General features: G+C 61.7%; 17 protein-coding genes. 10 read left to right on the top strand and 7 right to left on the bottom strand.

Features of this window, described 5'->3' with window-relative positions:
• Window positions 1-91 precede the first annotated feature (91 nt).
• From AACV02_RS03335 to AACV02_RS03305, 7 genes are all read left to right on the top strand, one after another.
• The gene (locus AACV02_RS03335; RefSeq protein WP_119737612.1) at window positions 92-610 is read left to right on the top strand and encodes an RNA polymerase sigma factor; all 519 of its coding nucleotides are present in this window, start codon (window positions 92-94) and stop codon (window positions 608-610) included.
• Window positions 607-1,602 (top strand): FecR domain-containing protein, encoded by a 996-nt coding sequence (locus AACV02_RS03330; RefSeq protein ID WP_119737610.1) that lies wholly within the window; start codon window positions 607-609, stop codon window positions 1,600-1,602. The genes AACV02_RS03335 and AACV02_RS03330 overlap by 4 nt, the downstream gene beginning before the upstream one ends.
• A 140-nt stretch (window positions 1,603-1,742) precedes the next feature.
• Complete coding sequence (locus AACV02_RS03325; RefSeq protein ID WP_119737608.1) at window positions 1,743-4,568, top strand: acyltransferase domain-containing protein; 2,826 nt, start codon at window positions 1,743-1,745, stop codon at window positions 4,566-4,568.
• Window positions 4,569-4,714: 146 nt separating this feature from the next.
• Complete coding sequence (locus AACV02_RS03320; protein WP_119737606.1) at window positions 4,715-7,144, top strand: TonB-dependent siderophore receptor; 2,430 nt, start codon at window positions 4,715-4,717, stop codon at window positions 7,142-7,144.
• Between the two features lie 62 nt (window positions 7,145-7,206).
• The gene (locus tag AACV02_RS03315; protein ID WP_119737604.1) at window positions 7,207-8,310 is read left to right on the top strand and encodes a PepSY-associated TM helix domain-containing protein; all 1,104 of its coding nucleotides are present in this window, start codon (window positions 7,207-7,209) and stop codon (window positions 8,308-8,310) included.
• Complete coding sequence (locus tag AACV02_RS03310; RefSeq protein ID WP_119737602.1) at window positions 8,307-8,489, top strand: hypothetical protein; 183 nt, start codon at window positions 8,307-8,309, stop codon at window positions 8,487-8,489. Before AACV02_RS03315 ends, AACV02_RS03310 begins: the two co-directional genes overlap by 4 nt.
• Window positions 8,490-8,646: 157 nt before the next feature.
• Window positions 8,647-9,276 carry a glutathione S-transferase gene (locus AACV02_RS03305; RefSeq protein WP_119737600.1) on the top strand — a complete coding sequence of 210 codons (630 nt, stop codon included), beginning with the start codon at window positions 8,647-8,649 and terminating at the stop codon, window positions 9,274-9,276.
• Between the two features lie 186 nt (window positions 9,277-9,462).
• Here AACV02_RS03305 and creD read toward each other — a convergent pair whose 3' ends face one another.
• Genes creD through rloA2 form a run of 4 tightly spaced genes read right to left on the bottom strand, consistent with a single transcriptional unit; the run spans window position 9,463 to window position 13,508 of the window.
• A complete protein-coding gene (creD, locus tag AACV02_RS03300) occupies window positions 9,463-10,824 on the bottom strand; it encodes a cell envelope integrity protein CreD (RefSeq protein ID WP_119737597.1) in 1,362 nt (453 codons plus the stop codon).
• 51 nt (window positions 10,825-10,875) lie between these two features.
• On the bottom strand, window positions 10,876-12,315 hold the full coding sequence (creC, locus tag AACV02_RS03295) for a two-component system sensor histidine kinase CreC (RefSeq protein WP_119737595.1): 1,440 nt from the start codon (window positions 12,313-12,315) through the stop codon (window positions 10,876-10,878).
• A complete protein-coding gene (creB, locus tag AACV02_RS03290) occupies window positions 12,315-12,983 on the bottom strand; it encodes a two-component system response regulator CreB (RefSeq protein WP_119737593.1) in 669 nt (222 codons plus the stop codon). Before creB ends, creC begins: the two co-directional genes overlap by 1 nt.
• A 9-nt stretch (window positions 12,984-12,992) precedes the next feature.
• On the bottom strand, window positions 12,993-13,508 hold the full coding sequence (rloA2, locus tag AACV02_RS03285; protein WP_106575574.1) for a retropepsin-like aspartic peptidase RloA2: 516 nt from the start codon (window positions 13,506-13,508) through the stop codon (window positions 12,993-12,995).
• Between the two features lie 170 nt (window positions 13,509-13,678).
• On the opposite strand from rloA2, the gene AACV02_RS03280 reads away from it, so the two are divergent.
• Entirely contained in the window at window positions 13,679-14,566 is an 888-nt protein-coding gene (locus AACV02_RS03280) for an acyltransferase (protein ID WP_119737591.1), read from the top strand.
• Here the strand turns inward: AACV02_RS03280 and AACV02_RS03275 are convergent.
• Complete coding sequence (locus AACV02_RS03275) at window positions 14,563-15,135, bottom strand: DUF2780 domain-containing protein (protein WP_119737589.1); 573 nt, start codon at window positions 15,133-15,135, stop codon at window positions 14,563-14,565. The genes AACV02_RS03280 and AACV02_RS03275 overlap by 4 nt on opposite strands.
• A gap of 151 nt (window positions 15,136-15,286) precedes the next feature.
• Between AACV02_RS03275 and AACV02_RS03270 the strand changes: the two genes are divergently transcribed.
• On the top strand, window positions 15,287-15,913 hold the full coding sequence (locus tag AACV02_RS03270) for a sigma-70 family RNA polymerase sigma factor (RefSeq protein WP_106575577.1): 627 nt from the start codon (window positions 15,287-15,289) through the stop codon (window positions 15,911-15,913).
• Entirely contained in the window at window positions 15,910-16,587 is a 678-nt protein-coding gene (locus AACV02_RS03265; RefSeq protein WP_106575578.1) for an anti-sigma factor, read from the top strand. The genes AACV02_RS03270 and AACV02_RS03265 overlap by 4 nt, the downstream gene beginning before the upstream one ends.
• Window positions 16,588-16,793: 206 nt before the next feature.
• On the opposite strand, the gene fdhA is transcribed toward AACV02_RS03265, so the two are convergent.
• Complete coding sequence (fdhA, locus tag AACV02_RS03260; protein ID WP_034116135.1) at window positions 16,794-17,993, bottom strand: formaldehyde dehydrogenase, glutathione-independent; 1,200 nt, start codon at window positions 17,991-17,993, stop codon at window positions 16,794-16,796.
• A gap of 184 nt (window positions 17,994-18,177) precedes the next feature.
• Entirely contained in the window at window positions 18,178-19,035 is an 858-nt protein-coding gene (gene purU / locus AACV02_RS03255; RefSeq protein WP_032883972.1) for a formyltetrahydrofolate deformylase, read from the bottom strand.
• Between the last annotated feature and the right edge of the window lie 169 nt (window positions 19,036-19,204).

Raw genomic sequence — 19,204 nt, 5'->3', positions numbered from 1 at the left:
CCGACAGACGCCAATTGCGCGCGTTCCTTGCCTCTGACACAATCGCGAATAATTCTCGTTAGTTTAAACCCCTTGTTTATTTGGTGATACCTTGTCGTCGGTCCAGACCCCACACACTGAGCTTGTTGGCGCGTTGTATCGCGACCATCGTGGCTGGCTGTTGGCGTGGCTGCGGCGCAACGTGGCCTGCCCGAGCCGCGCCGAAGACCTGAGCCAGGACACGTTCATGCGCCTGCTGGGCCGTGACGAGTTGCGCGAACCCCGCGAGCCACGGGCATTTCTGGTGGCTATCGCCAAGGGCCTGCTGTTCGACTACTTCCGGCGCGCGGCCCTGGAACAGGCCTACCTCACTGAACTGATGCTGATCCCGGAAAGCGAACACCCGTCGCCGGAAGAGCAGCAACTGATCCTCGAAGACCTCAAGGCCATCGACCGCTTGCTCGGCAAACTGTCGAGCAAGGCCCGCACCGCCTTCCTCTATAACCGCCTCGACGGCCTGGGCCACGCCGACATTGCCCAGCGTCTTGGCGTGTCGGTGCCCCGCGTGCGCCAGTACCTGGCGCAAGGCATTCGCCAGTGTTACATCGCACTGTATGGCGAGCCGCTGTGAGCGTGGTCAGCGCCAAGCCGGTCTCGGCGCGCGTGCTGGATGCCGCGATTGCGTGGCAACTGTCCCTGGACTCAGGTGACGGCAACTTCGTTGCACAGGAAGAGTTCGCCAAATGGCTGGCCAGCGATGAAGAACATGCACGCGCCTGGCGCCAGCTGGGCATGCTCGACCAGCGTTTCAGCGTGGCCTCGGGCCCCGCGCGCGCGGCGCTGCTGCACTCGCGCGAAGGCATTCGCCAGCGCGTGCGCAAGCTTGGACGCGGCGTGGCAAGCATCGCGCTGCTCTGCGGCCTGGCATTGTTTGCCGGTGAGCGATATGTGCCGATCCATTATTGGCTGGCCGACCAGCGCACCGCCACCGGCGAGCAACGCACAATGAAACTGGCGGACGGCACGCTGATCAACCTCAATACCCACACCGCCATCGACGTGCGTTTCGACGAAACACGCCGGCTGATCGTGTTGCAGGAAGGCGAGATTCTGGTCGAAACCGGCCACAACGATGCGCGCCCGTTTTATGTACAAACCCGCGATGGCAACCTGCGAGCGCTGGGGACGCGGTTTATCGTCAAGCGCGAAGACCACGCCACACGCTTGAGCGTGCTGCAGTCCGCCGTGGCTGCCCAGCCCCAGGCACTGCACAAGGAACAGATGTTCAAGGAAGGCCAGCAAGTGCTGATGCGCAGTGACGGCCTCGACCCTGCGCTGGCCGTCTCTCCCGCCGCCGACGCCTGGACGCGCGGCATGCTGGTGGTCGACAACGCCCGCCTGGGCGATGTGGTCGAAGAACTCAGCCGCTACCGCAGCGGGTATCTGGGTGTGGATAAAACCGTGGCCGATCTGCGCATCACCGGCAGCTTCCCGCTGCACGACACGACGCTGGCGCTGAACGCGCTGCTGCCGACGCTGCCGGTACAGATCGAGCAGCACACACTGTGGTGGACCCAGGTGGTCGCAAGGCCGGCGCAAGGAGGGTCGGGTAGCAATAATTGAATCGAGACTATCTCGAAACGTTACAAAAAACTGTCATTTCTCACAGGTACGCAGCCCTGTCTTTTGCCATCCAATGAGCCTTCGTTTTTTCCAGCATTTTGCTGGTGAGGCGATCCTGTTCGGCTAAAGAGGATGGACCCATGTCAACCCAACTCAACATCTACAGTCAGAACTATGTCTTCGCCTTTCCTGGCCAAGGGAGCGATCCGTGCGGCGCTCTGGCGGAGCTGTATCAGCATGTACCCGAAGCCCGGGACCCAATTGACACGATTCTGGCAATCATCGAAACCGAGGCGGCGGCGCACGAACCTGATCCCCATTCAGGGTTGATCACCCAGGTTCTATTGACCCGCGATCACGCCCTGCCGCTGCCTTCGGGTGTGGCGCAACTGGCGCTGTACGGCGCTGCAGTGGTGCTTAACCAGTTGCTGCAGGCCACGGGCATTGTTCCCTCCCTGATCGTTGCGCAAAGCTTCGGCGAAATTGCTGCCAGGGTGTGTGGCGGCGTGCTCGACATTGCGCAGGGTGCCCGCGCGGTCTGTGCCCTCAACGCCGCCTACCGCAGCGAGGAAGGCCGAGGCAGCATGCTGCTGGTCAACCTTTCAGCGCAGGACACGCAAGCACTGCTGGACCGCTACCCCGAGTCGAACCTGGTGCTGGGCTCCGTCAACGCGCCGGCCCAATGCATCATCAGCGGCGAGACGGCAGACCTGGAGCACCTGCTTGCTCACCACGATGACAGCGCACACCCCTTGCGCCCGGTCTCGATCGCTTACGCGTCGCACTATCCGCCTCACACGGAGGTCGCCCGGCGACTTCACGAAAACCTGCGGCCGCTGGCCCCCAAACCCTTCAAAACACCGATCTACTCAACCGTGCTGGGGCGTCGCTACGAGCCCGAGGACGATTTGCATCACCTGTTTACCCTGGGCGTCACGCAACCCACCAACCTGCCCTACACGTTGGCGCAACTGCCGACGGACAAACACACCGTGTTTATCGACCTTGGGGTGAACAGCGGCCTGTCGGTGTGCATACGCAAAAGCCTGCATCCCGCACAAACCTACGCGCCGCTGGCGCAACCCATCGAAACCCTGCGCCATTTGCTGGTCAACGCGCCCGCCGCGCAAAAGGCCGTGATTGCCTTGCGCCAGCTGGCCAACGGGCCCGTCGATGCCGAGGTTCACGCGCAAATGGCGAAGATTTTCAGCGACCCCGAACTCCATCCTCGCGCCAACCAGAGTTTTCATGACGGCCATCGCCACACCTACCAGCGCTTGCAGCACCTGATGCGCCAGCTGCCCGACGGTATCCATGGCTTTGCGCAGCCGCAGTTATTGATGGCCGAGGCTACCCACGCGGCGCTCAATGATCCTTCGCTGTTCATGGGCTGCGTCATTCAGCAGGGGTTGTGTATCGGCACGCTGCTGGCGTTCGAGCAGGATCACCCGAGCGCCACCCAGTGGCGACGCAAACTGGAGACCGGCGAGACTCTGGGGGTGTACGCGCTGACCGAGATAGGCCGCAGCAACTCCCACATGGGCGCGAGTGTCGAGGCAGTATTCGACGCCGACACGCGCACTTTCGTGCTGAACACACCCAACAAGGCCGCGCTTAAATTCGCCAACGTCGGGATCAGCAACCTGGACAAGCTGGGCGTGGTGTTTGCCCAAGTGATCGTTCAGGGCCAGCCCTGTGGCGTCTTCGCGTTCATGCTGCCATTGAGTGACGCCAACGGCCCGCGCCCGGGAGTTTCCATGTCGTCACCGGCGGAAATCCGCGCAGTGCCGCTGGATTATGGCCTGGCGAGCTTTGACAACGTGCGCCTGCCCTTCGACGCGTGGCTGCGCGATGGCGCTTCGATCGACGCGTCCAACCAGTTCCACGACCCATTGGGCAGTACGGACCGTCGCCTGATTCGCTCACTGTTTGCGCCCAAGAATGTGTGGGCGATGGTCGGCGTCGGCTTGAGTTCGGTGATGCTTGCCTGTTCAACCCTGGCCCTGACCCATGCCAACCGACGCACGACCCAGGCGCGGATCGGTAACGGCACCGGCCTGTTGGCTTTTCGCACCCAACGCCGCGCGCTGTTCGGTTGCCTGGCCACGGCGTATGTCATGAAGTGCTTTGCCAACGACTCCGCCCGCCTGTGGATTGAAGGCACGGCCAGTCAGGCGTCACTGCACACCACCGGCACAGGCGACGTAACGTGGACACCGTGGGCCGCCATCAGCCAAACCCTGGCGCTGACCAAGGCGCTGTGTGCACCCGCCGCCGAGGCGCTGGCGACAGAGTGCCGGTTGCGCTGCGGGGTGGCCGGTGCGCTCAACCTCAATCGCTTCGCCGACTACGAAGGCATGGCCAAAATCTACCAGGATGCCGGTGGCAATAACCGCATGATCCTGCTGGACGCCGCCAAGGTACTGGTCGGCCAACCCTTGAGCGAACCCACACCCCCCAACCCCCAGGCCGGGCTGGATGACGCCGGGTACTGGCAAGCCATGGCTCACACCCTGGAGTACCGTTTGCTCAAGCACGTGGCCGACCATATTGCCCGGCACCGTGGCGAGGGAGAGGACGACATGCAGGTCTGGAACGCGCAGTTGATGGTCGTTGCCCGCGCAGGAGAGGCTTACGCCCAGCGTCTTGCCATCGACAGCGCAATTCGCGCCGGCAGCTTGCTGCCCCACGGGTTGGCCAGGGAACTGGGCAACGCGCTGTGCGGCCTTTACGTGTTGGAATACCTGAACAAGCATGCCGCCTGGTTCATCAGCGAGGGCCTCATGGACATCGCCCGCTACCGCGCCCTTGAGGCTCGGCTTGATTCGCTGAGCGACTTTCTGGCCACACAGGTTGACGTGTTGATCGAAGCCTTCGGTCATGGCGCAGCCACACGCGCGGCAATCGCCCAGACCGATCATTACCCCGACGCCCTGGCCGACAAACTGCAGTGGGCAGTCGGCTGAAAAACCCAGCTACCCTGAGCCTTGAGGGCCATGCCGTTCGATCAGTTGCGCACCTTCGCAGATTTATTTTCGCTTGGCCCTATCACTTTTTGATTCTCGTCCGGCACCTAGGCAATTGAGAAATGTTTCCATTCAGGAGCCGCCCTATGTCCCGCACGCTAGACACCTTGTTGCGCCCCAGCCTGTTAGCCGTGGCCATCGCCCTCAGCGCCCCGCTGGCGAGCACCACGCTGATCGCCGCCGAACAGGCTTCCAGCGTGCGCGCCTACAACCTGCCGGCTGCACCGTTGGCCAGCACGCTGAACCAGATCGCCAGCCAGGCCGGCCTTGCGCTGACCCTCAACCCAGCGTTGGCGTCGGGCAAGACCTCGGCACCGGTCAACGGCCAGTTCGATGCGCAGGGCGCGCTGCGAGAGGCGTTGCGTGGCACCGGGCTGCAGCTGGAGCAAAGCAGCGCGGGGACGTTTACGCTGGTGGCGATTCCGGAAGGCGTCGTGGCGTTGGCTGAGACCAGTATCACTGCGCAAGGCGACACTGAAAGTGCATGGGGCCCGGTCACTGGCTACCTGGCGACGCGCACTGCGGCCGGCACCAAGACCGACACCGCACTGGTTGAAGCACCGCGCTCGATCTCTGTGGCGACCCGCGAGCAGATGCAGGACCGCAACGTCCAGAACCTCGATGATGCCGTCAAATACATGCCCGGCATCGTATCGTCCAGCTACGGCAGCGACACCCGTTACGACTGGATGCGCGTGCGCGGTTTCGAACCGACGCAATTCCTCGACGGCCTGCCTTTGCCGCGCGGCGTGTACGCCAACCCTAAAGCCGAAACCTGGAACCTCGACCGCCTCGCCCTGCTGCGTGGCCCGGCCTCGTCGATCTATGGCCAGACACCACCAGGCGGCCTGCTGGACATGGTCAGCCGCCGTCCCAGCGAGGAGTCGAGCCATGCTATCCAGTTGCAATACGGCAGTGACAACTACCGCCAGATCAACTTCGACAGCACCGGCAAAATCGATGATGAAGGCCAGTTCCTGTATGGCGTCAGCGGCGTGGTACGCGATGCCGGCACCCAGGTCGATCACATCGACAACAAGCGCTACAACATCGCGCCGAGCCTGACCTGGAATATTGATACCGACACCAAGCTGACCCTGCTCTCGCAGTTCACCCGCGACGATACGGGTGCTACCAGTCAGTTCTTGCCTATTGTGGGTACCAAAATCGACTCTCCGCTGGGTCAAGTCTCCCACCACAAGAACCTGGGCGATCCGGATTACGAGTTCTACGACCGCACCTACTACGCGCTGGGCTATGCATTCGAGCATCGTTTCAACGATACGTGGCAGTTCAAGCAGAACCTGCGCTATACCAAGTCCGAGCTGTCATTCCAGCAACTGACCGTGGGCGCCTTCGGCTATTATCCAGTTGATCCAGCGGGCAATATCGACCGTACCTCGACCAACGTGGACGAGAACATCGGCCAATTCGCGGTCGACAACAACTTCCAAGCCGACTTCTCGACCGGCGATGTCACCCATACCCTGCTATTGGGCCTGGACCACCAGCGCACCGACACTTCTTACCTGTCGATCTACGGCGGCGCAGGGAGCGTCAACATCTTCAACCCCGTCAACACAGCACCGGTAGTGCGTCCGGCACGCGCCGATGCTTATTACGACTATAACCAGAAGACAGTACAGACCGGCCTCTATGCGCAAGACCAGATGGCTTTGGACAAATGGCGCCTGACCCTCGGCGGGCGTGAAGACTGGGTGCATCAAGGCACGACCTACTTCAACAAGAGCGACGCGACTAATACCGACCGCAGCAAAAACTTCAGTGGCAACGCGGCATTGAGCTACGTGTTCGACTCGGGTTTTGTGCCGTACCTGTCCTACGCCGAATCTTTCCAGCCCGCGAGCAATGCCAGCGTTGACCCGCTCAAGTCGTACAAGCCCACCGAAGGCAAGCAATGGGAACTGGGGATCAAATACCAGCCTCCCGGCTCAAACACTTTGCTGAGTGCGGCAGTGTATGACCTGACCCAGAAAAACGTGCTTGTCTCTAGCACCGGCGCAGGCGGCCAGTCTGTCACCGACCAAACCGGCGAAGTGAAAGTCAAAGGCTTGGAACTGGAAGCCGTATCCGACGTCACCGAAAACCTCAAAGTGATCGCTGCGTACACCCTGGCAAAATCCGAAGTGCAAAAAGGCAGCTTCAAGGGCAACCGCCTGCAGCTGATGCCAAACCAGCAAGCCTCCCTGTGGACCGACTACACCTGGCACAACGGTGTACTCGATGGTTTCGGCATCGGTTTTGGTGCCCGCTACACCGGCAACACCTATGGCGACCAAGCCAACACGTGGCTGGGTAAAGCAAATGCCTACACGGTGTTCGACGGCGCGGTGCATTACGACCTGGGCCGCCTCGACAGCAGCCTCAAAGGTGCCTCGTTGAAACTCAACGCCACTAACCTGTTCAACAAAGACTACATTTCCACCTGTGATGCCTCCTACTGCTACTTCGGTGACCAGCGCAGCGTAGTCGCCAGCGCTACCTACCAGTGGTAATTGGCTGAGTTAATAACCAGGCCGTCCCCCGGGGCGGCTTCGGTGTGTCTGAAGGCTAGAAAATGAAAAGCAAAACCATCCGCCGCTGGTCCTTCATCCACACCTGGACCAGCCTGATCTGCACAGTCTTCCTCCTGTTGCTCGCCCTTACCGGCCTGCCGCTGGTGTTTCACCATGAGATCGATCACCTGCTGGGCAATGAGCCTGAACTGGCGCAGATGCCCGCCGACACCCCGCAGTTGAACCTTGAGCAACTGGTGGCCAAAGCCCAGGCGCATCGCCCGGGTGAGGCGATGCAATACCTGGCGTGGGACGAAGACGACAAGAACGGCGTGATCGCAATCATGGCCGCTACGGCCGGCACCGAACCCAACTCGTCGCACACCTTCATGCTCGATGCGCGCACCGGTGAAGCCGTCGAAACCCCAGCGGCCAATGGCGGCCTGACACTCTTCCTGCTGCGCCTGCATGTGGACATGTTCGCCGGCCTGCCGGGCAAGTTGCTGCTGGCCTTCATGGGCCTTTTGTTTGTGCTGGCAATTGTCTCGGGCACGGTGCTGTACCTGCCGTTCATGCGCCGCTTGAAGTTCGCCACCGTGCGCCAGGACAAGTCCACGCGCTTGCGCTGGCTCGACCTGCATAACCTGATCGGCGTCGTCACGCTGACGTGGGCGCTGGTGGTGGGCGTGACCGGCGTGATCAGTGCCTGCGCCGACCTGATCATCGCCGCCTGGCGCCAGGACAGCCTCAGCGCCATGATCGAGCCGTACAAAAACGCGCCGCCACTGACCCAACGCGCGCCGGCCACCGAGCTGCTGAGCATTGCCGCCAAGGCCGCGCCCGGCATGGAGCCGGACTTTATCGCCTTCCCCGGCACGCGTTTTTCCAGTGAGCACCATTACGCGGTGTTCATGAAGGGCAGCACGCACCTGACCTCGCACCTGCTCACGCCGGTGCTGATCGACGCCAGCACCCTGGCCATCACCGCCATCGCTGAGCGGCCCTGGTACATGGACGCCATGGGCATGTCCCAGCCATTGCACTTTGGTGACTACGGCGGCATGCCGATGAAGATTCTCTGGGCGGTGCTCGATGTGCTGACCATCATCGTGCTGGGCAGCGGCGTTTACCTGTGGATCGTGCGGCGCAAGGCGGCCAAGGTATGAAGCCGCGTCAGTCGAACTTCTGGAAGGTGTTTGGCATTCCGCTGGGGATTGGCGTGCTCAGCGCGGCCGGGTTGTTTGCCGCGTTGCTCGGGGATGGGCTGTGGGATTCATTGAGCTGGGTCGGTTTGGGGATTCCTGCGGTCATTGGTGTTTGGGCATTATTCAAGCGGCGCGGCTGAGGGCGCTATCGCAGGCAAGCCAGCTCCCACCTTGAAATACATTGCCCCCGTGGGAGCTGGCTTGCCTGCGATGAGGCCCTCAAAAACACCCAAAGACCCCCTCGCCAGCCACAGCGCAACCCTCTAGGCTAGCCACTGCCCATTTCGAGGAATGCCCATGTCCGCGCCCAGCATGACCTTGTTTCACAACCCAGCCTCACCCTTTGTTCGTAAAGTCCGCGTGCTGCTGATCGAAACCGGCCAGCAGGATCGCGTGACCCTGCAAGGCTGCATGCCGACACCGGTCAACCCGGACGCGCAGCTGGTGCACGAAAACCCCGTGGGCAAGATCCCGGCCCTGCGCCTGGCCGACGGCAGCGCCCTGCACGACAGCCGGGTGATCCTCGATTACCTCGACCACCAGCATGTCGGCACCCCCCTTATTCCTCGTGACGGCTCGGCACGCTGGCGCCGCCTGACCCTGGCCTCAATGGCCGACGGCATCATGGACGCCGCCGTGCTGGTGCGCTACGAAACCGCCATGCGCCCGGCAGAAAAGCACTGGGACCAATGGCTGAATGAGCAGCGCAACAAGATCCGTCGCACCCTGGCGGAGTTGGAAGCCAATGCGATTGCCGAGCTGGCCAGCCACTTCGACATTGCGTCGATCAGCGTGGCCTGCGCCTTGGGCTACCTCGACTTCCGCCACCCTGACCTGCAATGGCGCGCCGCGAACCCCCAGCTTGCCGATTGGTACGCCAAGGTCAGCCAGCGGCCGTCGATGCTGCAGACCCAGCCGCCGGCCTGATACTCACCCCAACCTACTGTGGGAGCGGGCTTGCCCGCGATTGCGGCGGGTCATTCAGCGCATCTGTTTCTGACCCACCGCCTTCGCGGGCCAGCCCGCTCCCACATTGGAAGGTGGTGGAGTTGAGGAAAATGACAATGCTGGCGGCCAACTGCTCACCCAACTGCTGATCTTCCCGTAACCCAATCATTGCACCGCCTCCAAGTCAAACTGCACCTTGCGCTTGCCCACGCCATACCAATCCAGTTTGCGCGTCAGCACCATCACCGTGCCCAATAGCCCGAACAGCAACAGCGAGCCCATCAGCAGCGCGTAATCCTCGGCACTGAGCAGCCCATACAACAGGCCATACAACGCCGCCAGCCCCGCCGAAAAGCCCAGCCCATGGGCAATACTGCGCAGCACGTGGCACACGTAGAAGCCGATCAACAACACACAGGCGCTCGCCGACAACAGGTACGCCGGGCCAAAGCCCATGTGCTCGGACAACGACAACAACAGCAGGTAAAAGAACGCCAGGGCAACGCCCACCAACGCGTATTGAATCGGGTGCACCGCCAGGTTCTTGAGCACTTCGAACAGGAAGAAGCCGGCAAACGTCAGGGCGATAAACAGCAGCGCGTATTTGATCGCACGGTCGCTCTTGAGGTACTGGTCCACCGGGTCGATGAAGTTCACGCCGAAGCTGCGGCTATTGAAGTCGTCACACACTTTGTCCCACTCACAGCCGCGCAGGGTTTCTTCCAGGTTGGTGGAGAAAAACGTGGTCTGCCAATTGGCGCTGAAGCCCTGCGCGCTGACCTCACGCCGGGCCGGCAGGAAGTTGCCAATGAAGCTGGGGTGCGGCCAATTCGATGCCAGTTTGACCTGGCTGATCTTGCCCACCGGCACCACTTGCAGCTGCTCGGTGCCTTGCAGGCGCAGGTCAAAAGCGAAGTCAAACGGCGCCGGCTTTTTGCTGTCTTGCTCGGGCAGCATCACGTGCACGCCCTCGCCCAGCCACGCCACTTGAGTGCCTGGCGAGAACTCCAGGCGTTGGCTGCCCAGCTCCAGTTTCAGCGCATTCTCGATGCCCCGAATGTCACTGATACCCACCGCCAGATACGCCGGGTCAAAGCGGTAATCGGCGAAGTTTTCCTTGATACCCAGTTGCTCCGGTAGCACAAACCGCCCGTTGATGCGGTTGTCGGCATGGAACAGCCGCGCCTGGTAAATGCCCCGCGAGCGCAGCTCGGTTTGCACCTTGCCGTCGAGTTCAAACTGCTCCGGCAGGAAATACAGACGACCACGCACCTCGCTGACTTGCTCGTAGCGCTCGTTGAGTTTTTCATTGAGCTTCCACTCCCGGACCGTCTTGCGATACGGCACCACCATCACCGGGCCGGTGAGGCGCTGGCTGTAACTGGAGCTGCGGGCGATGTCCATCAGTACGCCATCGCGCAGTTGCTGGCGGTCGCTGATAATGCCGTTGATCATCAGCAACGGAATCAGCAACAGCAGAATCAGTAGCGCAATCGCGCCAAGTTTGAAAAGCAGGCTGCGGTTCATAGGTCTCTCCCTGTTTTGATGGGCAGAGCGTGAACCGCGCAGATGGGAGATTTATGTGGGCAATGTGGAGACTGTGTGGAGATGCAGCACCACTTGCACGCCGCCTTGCACATTGCCGATCTGCAACGCGCCGCCGTGCAACTTCACCACTTCTTCCACGAAATTAAGGCCAAGGCCGGTGCTTTTGCGCCCGCTGGCCGGGCGTGGCAGCGAGTAGAAACGCTCACTCAGGCGCGGCAAGGCATAGTCGGGAATGGCGGCGGCCTGGTTGAACAGACTGACCTGCACGTCGTTGTGCTGCGTGTGTGCGCTGAACCTCAAGGTGCCACCGGGCGGCGTGAAGTCCAGAGCGTTATCGAGCAGATTACCCAAGGCCTGGCGCAGCAGGAACGGCTCGCCAAATACCTTCACATCCGCGGCAATCGCCTGTTCGACGTGCAAGCCGGCGCCTTCAATGCGCGCGCACTGGGCCTTGAGTACCTCGTCGACCAAGGCCGCCAACGGCATGCTGACTTGCTCTTCCAGACCTTGGCGCTGCTCCACTTGGGCGAGGTTCAGCAGGCGCTCGATCAACTGTTGCAAGCGCGCGCTTTCATTGTCGATATTGCCGACGAAACGCTGCTGTTGCTCACGGGTCATGTCGCCCTGCAACAGCTCCGCCGCGCCACGAATTGCCGCCAGCGGGCTTTTCAGCTCGTGGGTCAATGTGTGCACGTAACGCTCGACGTAGGCCTTGCCCTCCAGCTGCGTGCGCATGTGCTCGACGGCGGTGGACAGCTGCTTGAGCTCGCCGCCACGGTAATGCGGCAACTCGGCGCGCCGGCCTTCGCTCACAGCCTGGGCATACGCCGTCAGCCGATGCAGCGCCACGCTCAGCCACCACGACAATACTGCGCCGAGCAGCAGGCCGAGGATCACCAACCCGGCGCCGTACCACAGCAGCCGGTGCTCGGTACGGTCGACATAGGGCTGCAACGAGCTGTTGGGCTTGGCCACGGTGACCACGCCGATGATCTGGCCGTTATCGCGGATCGGCGCGCCCACATGCATCACCGACGAGTTGGGGTCATCCAGTTCGCTTTTGGTCGACCGCGCGCCATATTCGCCGCGCAAGGTCAGGTACACATCGTTCCATTTGGAATAGTCCTGGCCGACCGCCTCGCCCGTGGAATCGAGCAACACAATGCCCTTGGCGTCCGTCACGTAGATACGGTGGTTGACCTGGTTTTTCGGCAGGCCCCAAATGGTCGCGCCCGGCTGGCGGCTGCCGTAGGCCTTGAGCAGCTCCGGCCAGTGGCTTTGGCCGAGGGTGCCGTTCTTCACGTCCAGCCGCAGGATTTCGGCCAGCAGGTTGGCCGTGTCCACCAGGGTTTCTTCGGTGGACTGGCGCACGCCGGGGCGGATCTCTTTCATCACGGTGTTAAGCACGAAATAGCCGGTCAGGCCGATAAACAGCGCGTACACCAGAAAAATCCGCAGCCCCAGGCGCATCAGCTATGGCTCGGGCTGTAGCTGTAACCCAGGCCACGGTGGGTCTGGATCGGCTCGGCGTCGGCGGCCACGCTTCGCAGTTTGCTGCGCAGGCTTTTGATATGGCTGTCGATATTGCGTTCGTAGCCAGCGTCGGCAGGCACGCCCACCGCGTCGAGCAATTGCTCGCGGCTGAACACGCGTTCGGGTTGCTCGAGCAGGCTTTGCAGCAAGCGGAACTCATGACGCGTCAGGCTCAGAGCCTGACCACGGTAATGGATTTGCATGCGTTCCAGATCAACCTGGAACACGGCAGGCGCGGCGCCTGGACTGACACGCTTGAGGATGGCGCGCACCCGCGCCGCCACTTCCCTCGGGCTGAACGGCTTGACCACATAATCGTCGGCACCGATCTCCAGGCCCACCACCCGATCAATCTCGGCATCCCGCGCGCTGAGGAACATCACTGGCACTTCACTGAAACGGCGCAATTGCTTGCAGGTTTCAAAGCCGCTGATGTCCGGCAGGCCGATGTCGAGGATGATCAAGTCAGCGGGCGACTGGCGCTGATGGGCCAGCGCCTCCTGGCCAAGGCTCAGCCAGGTGGTGGTGAAGCCCTCGCCTTGCAGGGCGAAAATCAGCGTATCGGCTATCGCCGCTTCGTCTTCGACAATCAGGATATGCGGCATGTGGGTCCGTCAGCAGTCCGGTTTGTCTGCAGTGTAACGACGCGCCGGGTTCACCGCTGCGCCGAATTCACGCAGCGCCTTGGCGCCGATCAGCAGCGGGTAGTTGAAGCTGCTGCGGTCGGTGAGGTTGACCTCAACGGTGCGCTTGACGTTGCCCAGGCACATTTCCAGATCGATCACGGGGCGCTTGGCCACGGTGGCTTCGTCCTTGTCATCGTCTTCGTCGGCGCGGCTTTTGATTTTGCTGATGCGCGAGACTTTGTGTTCGTAGACCTTGTTGGTCGCGTCCTTGCCGCCAAGGCGGAAGCGCACCCAATCGTCGCCATCACGGGTGAAGGTCTCGATGTCTCGGGCCGACAGCGAGGCGGTCAGCGCACCGGTGTCCATCTTGGCCTTGAAGGTTTCGCCGATCTCCGGCAACTGGATGTATTCGTAGCGACCGTAAAGGGTCGGTTCGGCGGCCAGGACAGGCTGGGCAGCCACAACAGGAAGAACGAGGGCGAACGCGGCAAGGAGCAGTTTCACGAAGTGATTTCCTCGAAAGAAGTAGGCGGATTCTAGACCGCAAAGGCAGCACTTAGTTAGGTCTCAACCATACCCGGAATATTGTGAAACATTCGTCCAGCGATTTGCGATTTGGCCTCTAGACTCAGCTTGCTTATCATGGCCCGCCCACAGGATTGCAAGAGTTACTTATGCGCCGCCTGCTCACCGGCTGTTTCGTCACACTGCTGCTATTGCTCAACACCCTGGTGCTGTTCGGGCCGTTGATGCTGTTTGCCCTGCTCAAGCTGGTGGCGCCCGGGCGCTATCGCGACTATGCCTCGTGGGCGGTGATGTGGATCGCCGAGACCTGGGCTGAAATCGACAAGCTGATTTTTTCGCTGTGCATCCCCACCCAATGGGACATCCGCGGTGGCGCGCAGCTACGTGGCGACACCTCTTACCTGGTGATCAGCAACCATCAGTCGTGGGTCGACATTCCGGCGCTGATCCAGGCGCTCAACCGGCGCACGCCGTTCTTCAAATTCTTCCTGAAAAAAGAGCTGATCTGGGTGCCCTTCCTCGGCCTGGCCTGGTGGGCGCTGGATTACCCATTCATGAAGCGCTACACCAAGGCATTCCTGGCCAAGCACCCGGAGCTAGCAGGCCAGGACCTGAAAATCACCAAACAAGCCTGCGAGCTGTTCAAGCGCCAGCCGGTGACCGTGGTGAATTACCTGGAAGGCACGCGGTTCAACGCGGCCAAACACAAGCAGCAGGACTCACCGTATGCCCGGTTGCTCAAACCCAAGGCGGGCGGTGTGGCGTTTGTGCTGGCAGCGCTGGGTGAACAGCTGGATGCGGTGCTCGACGTGACCGTGGTCTATCCGCAGCAAAAAATTCCGGGGTTTTGGGATTTGATCAGCGGCGCGGTGCCCAAAGTGATCATCGACATTCGCACCCGTGAACTCGACCCGGCGCTATGGCAGGGCGATTACGAGAATGATCCGGCGTTTCGCCAGACCGTCCAGAACTGGGTGAACCAGCTCTGGAGGGAGAAGGACGCGCGCATCACACACCTGCGCGCGGAGCCTATTTAGCTGCCAGTGCCCCAGGCCGAGGCGAGTTTGCCCAGCACCGACTCGTTGGCGCCCTGGCCACCCAGGTATTGCAGGATCACCGGCGCAAACTTGCCGATCATGCTGTTATCCATGCCCAGCGCGCTGAAGGCGGTGTTCAGGTCGTTGGTGTTCTTCACGTTACCCAGCACGCTGTCCAGGCCGCTGGTTTTGCTGCCGCCGCTCTGGCCGAGCATCCCGCTCAAGGCGCCGAGGCTGCCCAGAGAGTTGCTCCCCGAGAGTTTGTCCAGGCCGGGCACGCTTTTGCCCAATTGCGAATAGTCGGTGCTGCTCAATTGGTTCTTGGCCAGGCCCAACATGGCGCCAGTGCCGCCGATGGCTTGTTCAGGGGTGACGTTCAGTTGCGAAGTCAGGGCGCTCAGCAGGCCTGCGGTCTGGGAACTTGGCGCTGCAGCAGCCGCCTTGTTGTTGCTGCCCTGGGCGCCGGAAACGGCGTTGGCCACGTCACCGAGGCTGAAACCTGCGGCAAACACCGGGCTGGCGGCCACGGTCATCAGGCAGGACAGGGCAAAACCGCGTGAAATCTTCATCAAGACAACCTCTGAATGTAGGAGCTAAAAGCAGGCGTTGGACTGACAGTCCCGAAGGATTGTTCCCACCTGAAGATTAGTTCAGAAAAAGCTGCATCCAAATTACCCGCCCGCGCGTATACCCAGCATGCACCGCTCGGAGTCGGATGGAATGAATGCTCAAGCTGGACTACCCTCTGCCTACCGTGCGCAGTCCCGTCGCCCTCGTTCGAGAGCCTGGAGAAGCCCTATTTCGATCAACGATGCTGACCCGTTGCAGCCCCTGCTGGCGCAGTGCGCCCTGGGCAACCGCCAAGCGTTCGAGACCCTCTACCGCAGTGTTTCGCCACGCCTGCACGGTGTTGCGTTCCGGTTCATGGGCCGCAAGGACCTGGCTGAAGAAGTCCTGCAGGAAGCCTTTGTGCGCATCTGGTACAACGCTTCGCGCTACGAGGCGCACCTGGCGGCGCCGATGACCTGGATGGTGAATATCACCCGTAACCTGGCCATCGACCAGTTGCGCAAGCACCGTGAACAGCCCTTGGCCGATGGCCAGCAGGACGCAATGCTTGACGACAGCCCCAGCGCCCACGAGCAACTCGACAGCGAGCGCGAGGCCCGCGCCCTGAACCGCTGCCTCGACACGCTTGATGGCATGCAGCGCCAATCGATCACCGTGGCTTACTTCCAGGGCCTGTCGTGCTCGGAATTGGCCGACCACTTGGCGGCGCCCCTGGGCTCGGTCAAATCCTGGATTCGCCGCGGCATGGAGCGCCTGCGCAGGTGCCTTGAATCATGAACTACCAAACCACCGCCCTGCGCCGCGCCCTCGCCGCCGACTACGCGATCGGCCTGATGCCGGCTACCGCCCGTCGGCGCTTCGACGCCCTGTTATTGGAAGACGCTGCGCTGCGCGTCGAACTCGGCCATTGGCAGGATGCCCTCGCCAGCCTGACCGGCGCGCTGCCCGAACGGCCGGTGCCCGATCATGTGTGGGCAGGCATCAAGGCACGGATCGAGCCGCAAGTGCTGCATGTGCCGGCGAAGAAACCGTTCTGGATGAACGTGCGTCTGCTGGCGGCTGCCTGCGCAGTCGTGGTCGCCGTGTTGGTCGGAGTGCTTTATCAGCGTGATATCGGCGCCGAGTACAACGCCACGCTGGTCGCGGCTAACCAGCAACCGGCAATGCAAATCCAGGCGTTTGGCGATCACCTGCAAGTGGAGCCGCTGACGTTGGCGGCGGTAGAGCCGACGCGCGCGCTGGAACTGTGGGTCATTGCGCCCGGTGGCAAACCGGTTTCTCTGGGGTTGGTGCCCAGCTCGGGTAAAGGCCGAATCCAGCTGAGCAAGGAACAGCAAGCGCTGCTGGCTGCACCCGTGACCCTCGCCGTCAGCCTGGAGCCGCAAGGCGGCTCGCCGACCGGGCAGCCAACCGGACCGGTCCTGTACCAAGGCGCACTGGCCTCTCGCTGACACCATTCGATACCTGTGGGAGCTGGCTTGCCTGCGATAGCGGTGGTCGGCCAAGGATAGGTCAACAGGCCCGCCGCCATCGCAGGCAAGCCAGCTCCCACATTTTGATCGTCGTCGGCCAAACGACTTGCTCACGGCGCTTGCAGACTTAAGCACTCGATGCAAAAAGGGCGACCCATGGGTCGCCCTTTTGTTTGGCCTAAGTTTTACGCCGCACTGAACAGCTTATGCGGATCAATCACAAACTTCTTCGGCACACCGGCATCGAACTCGCCGTACCCACGCGGTGCGTCATCCAGGCTGATGACCTGCACACCAACAATTTCAGCAATGTTGATGCGGTCCCACATGATTGCCTGCATCAGCTGGCGGTTGTACTTCATCACTGGGGTTTGGCCAGTGTGGAAGCTGTGGGATTTAGCCCAGCCCAGACCGAAGCGAATGCTCAGGCTGCCCATTTTCGCGGCGGCATCGACGGCGCCTGGGTCTTCGGTGACGTACAGGCCAGGGATACCGATTTTGCCCGCCACGCGGACCACGCCCATCAGTGAGTTGAGCACGGTGGCCGGTGCTTCTGCCTTGGCGCCTTCATGGCCGTGGCCACGGGCTTCGAAGCCCACCGCATCGACGGCGCAGTCAACTTCGGGCTCGCCCAGCAGTGCGGCGATCTGTTCGTGCAGCGGCGTGTCTTTGGACAGGTCGGCAATTTCAAAGCCCTGCGCCTTGGCGTGTGCCAGGCGAATCGGGTTGACGTCGCCGATGATCACCACAGCGGCGCCCAGCAACCGCGCCGAAGCGGCCGCGGCCAGGCCAACCGGGCCGGCGCCGGCGATATACACCGTGCTGCCCGGACCAACGCCAGCGGTGACGGCGCCGTGATAGCCGGTTGGCAGGATGTCGGAGAGGCAGGTCAGGTCGCGAATTTTCTCCATGGCCTTGTCGCGGTCCGGCAGTTTCAGCAGGTTGAAGTCGGCGTACGGCACCAGCACGTATTCGGCCTGGCCGCCGGTCCAGTCGCCCATGTCGACATAACCGTATGCACCACCGGCACGGGCCGGGTTGACGGTCAGGCACACGCCGGTGTGTTGTTCCTTGCACGAGCGGCAGCGGCCGCATGCGACGTTGAACGGCACCGAGACCAGGTCGCCGATTTTCAGGTTTTCGACGTCGCTGCCCTTCTCGATCACTTCGCCGGTGATTTCGTGCCCCAGGACCAGGCCGGTCTGGGCAGTGGTACGGCCGCGCACCATGTGTTGGTCGGAGCCGCAGATGTTGGTGGAGACCACGCGCAGGATGACGCCGTGCTCAATCTTCCTGCCACGGGGGTCCTGCATTTTGGGATAGTCGATTTTCTGTACTTCGACCTTGCCGTTGCCGAGATACACGACACCACGATTACCAGACATGCTTTCACCTCGCTGTTGTTTTTATGGAACCGCGTTGCCCAGGCAGGCAGCGCGTTTAAGTGCTCGGGTTACAGATGCTGTGTTTGCGTTGTTTGTCAGGGCCTCATCGGGGGCAAGCCCCCTCCCACATTTGACTGCATTCACCTATCAAAGGTAGGAGGGGCCTTGCCCCCGATGGAGTCAGTCAAAGCACCACCGTTCTATTGGCGTTCAAAAACACCCGCCGCTCAATGTGATACCCCACCGCCCGGGCCAGCGTCAGCCCTTCGATATCCCGCCCCTTGGCAATCAAATCCTCGGGATAATGGCTGTGGTCCACCACCTCCACGCCCTGGGCGATGATCGGACCTTCATCCAGATCGTTATTGATGTAATGCGCGGTGGCGCCAACCAGTTTCACGCCCTTGTTGTAGGCCTGGTGATACGGCTTGGCACCTTTGAACCCCGGCAGCAACGAGTGATGGATATTGATGGCTTTGCCATCCAGCTTGCGGCACAGCTCCGGCGACAGCACTTGCATGTAGCGCGCAAGAATCACCAGTTCGGCGCCGGTCTCTTCAATCACTTGCCACACCTGACGCTCCTGGGACGGCTTGTCGTTGGGGTCGAGGGGAAAATGGTAGTAGGGAATCTGGTGCCAGTCGGCCAATGGCTTGAGGTCAGGGTGATTGGACACCACGGCGACCACGTCCATCGACAGTTGGCCGATGCGCTGGCGGTACAGCAGGTCGTTGAGGCAGTGATCGGCCTTGGAGACCATGATCACCACTTTTGGCCGGTAATTCGGCGCCGTCAGTTCGAAGATCATGCCAAACGCTTCACCGCGCGTGGCCAGGCCGTCGCGAAACGCCTGCTCGTCAAACCCGTCGGGCTGGCGGAATTCCACGCGAATAAAAAACCGGCCCGAGAGTCGGTCATCGAACGAATGGTGCTCGGTGACGTAGCAGCCCTGTTCGAACAGATAGCGGGTGACCGCGTCCACCGTGCCGAGCACGCTGGGGCAGTCGGCGGTCAAAATCCATGTATCAGGTGCGCGGCTCATAGTGAATCCTCAGGCCCTTGTGGCGAGGGGGCTTGCCCCCGTTGGGCGGCGAAGCAGCCCCAAAACCTGCCACTCGGCTGTTTCAGAAAAATACGCGAATCCTGGGACCGCTGCGCGCTCCAACGGGGGGCAAGCCCCCTAGCCACAACAGCCCTCTGGTGTTCATTCG

The organism is Pseudomonas sp. Larv2_ips, assembly GCF_963879675.1.
Classification (GTDB): domain Bacteria; phylum Pseudomonadota; class Gammaproteobacteria; order Pseudomonadales; family Pseudomonadaceae; genus Aquipseudomonas.
This window is presented reverse-complemented; position numbering and strand designations above follow the sequence as displayed.

Coding starts and splice junctions, on each gene's coding strand:
- purU (WP_032883972.1), bottom strand. CDS start 19,035: ATGAGCCGCGCACCTGATACATGGATTTTGACCGCCGACTGCCCCAGC.
- creC (WP_119737595.1), bottom strand. CDS start 12,315: ATGCGCCTGGGGCTGCGGATTTTTCTGGTGTACGCGCTGTTTATCGGC.
- AACV02_RS03310 (WP_119737602.1), top strand. CDS start 8,307: ATGAAGCCGCGTCAGTCGAACTTCTGGAAGGTGTTTGGCATTCCGCTG.
- AACV02_RS03280 (WP_119737591.1), top strand. CDS start 13,679: ATGCGCCGCCTGCTCACCGGCTGTTTCGTCACACTGCTGCTATTGCTC.
- AACV02_RS03270 (WP_106575577.1), top strand. CDS start 15,287: ATGAATGCTCAAGCTGGACTACCCTCTGCCTACCGTGCGCAGTCCCGT.
- AACV02_RS03320 (WP_119737606.1), top strand. CDS start 4,715: ATGTCCCGCACGCTAGACACCTTGTTGCGCCCCAGCCTGTTAGCCGTG.
- AACV02_RS03265 (WP_106575578.1), top strand. CDS start 15,910: ATGAACTACCAAACCACCGCCCTGCGCCGCGCCCTCGCCGCCGACTAC.
- creB (WP_119737593.1), bottom strand. CDS start 12,983: ATGCCGCATATCCTGATTGTCGAAGACGAAGCGGCGATAGCCGATACG.
- AACV02_RS03325 (WP_119737608.1), top strand. CDS start 1,743: ATGTCAACCCAACTCAACATCTACAGTCAGAACTATGTCTTCGCCTTT.
- creD (WP_119737597.1), bottom strand. CDS start 10,824: ATGAACCGCAGCCTGCTTTTCAAACTTGGCGCGATTGCGCTACTGATT.
- AACV02_RS03305 (WP_119737600.1), top strand. CDS start 8,647: ATGTCCGCGCCCAGCATGACCTTGTTTCACAACCCAGCCTCACCCTTT.
- AACV02_RS03315 (WP_119737604.1), top strand. CDS start 7,207: ATGAAAAGCAAAACCATCCGCCGCTGGTCCTTCATCCACACCTGGACC.
- fdhA (WP_034116135.1), bottom strand. CDS start 17,993: ATGTCTGGTAATCGTGGTGTCGTGTATCTCGGCAACGGCAAGGTCGAA.
- AACV02_RS03275 (WP_119737589.1), bottom strand. CDS start 15,135: ATGAAGATTTCACGCGGTTTTGCCCTGTCCTGCCTGATGACCGTGGCC.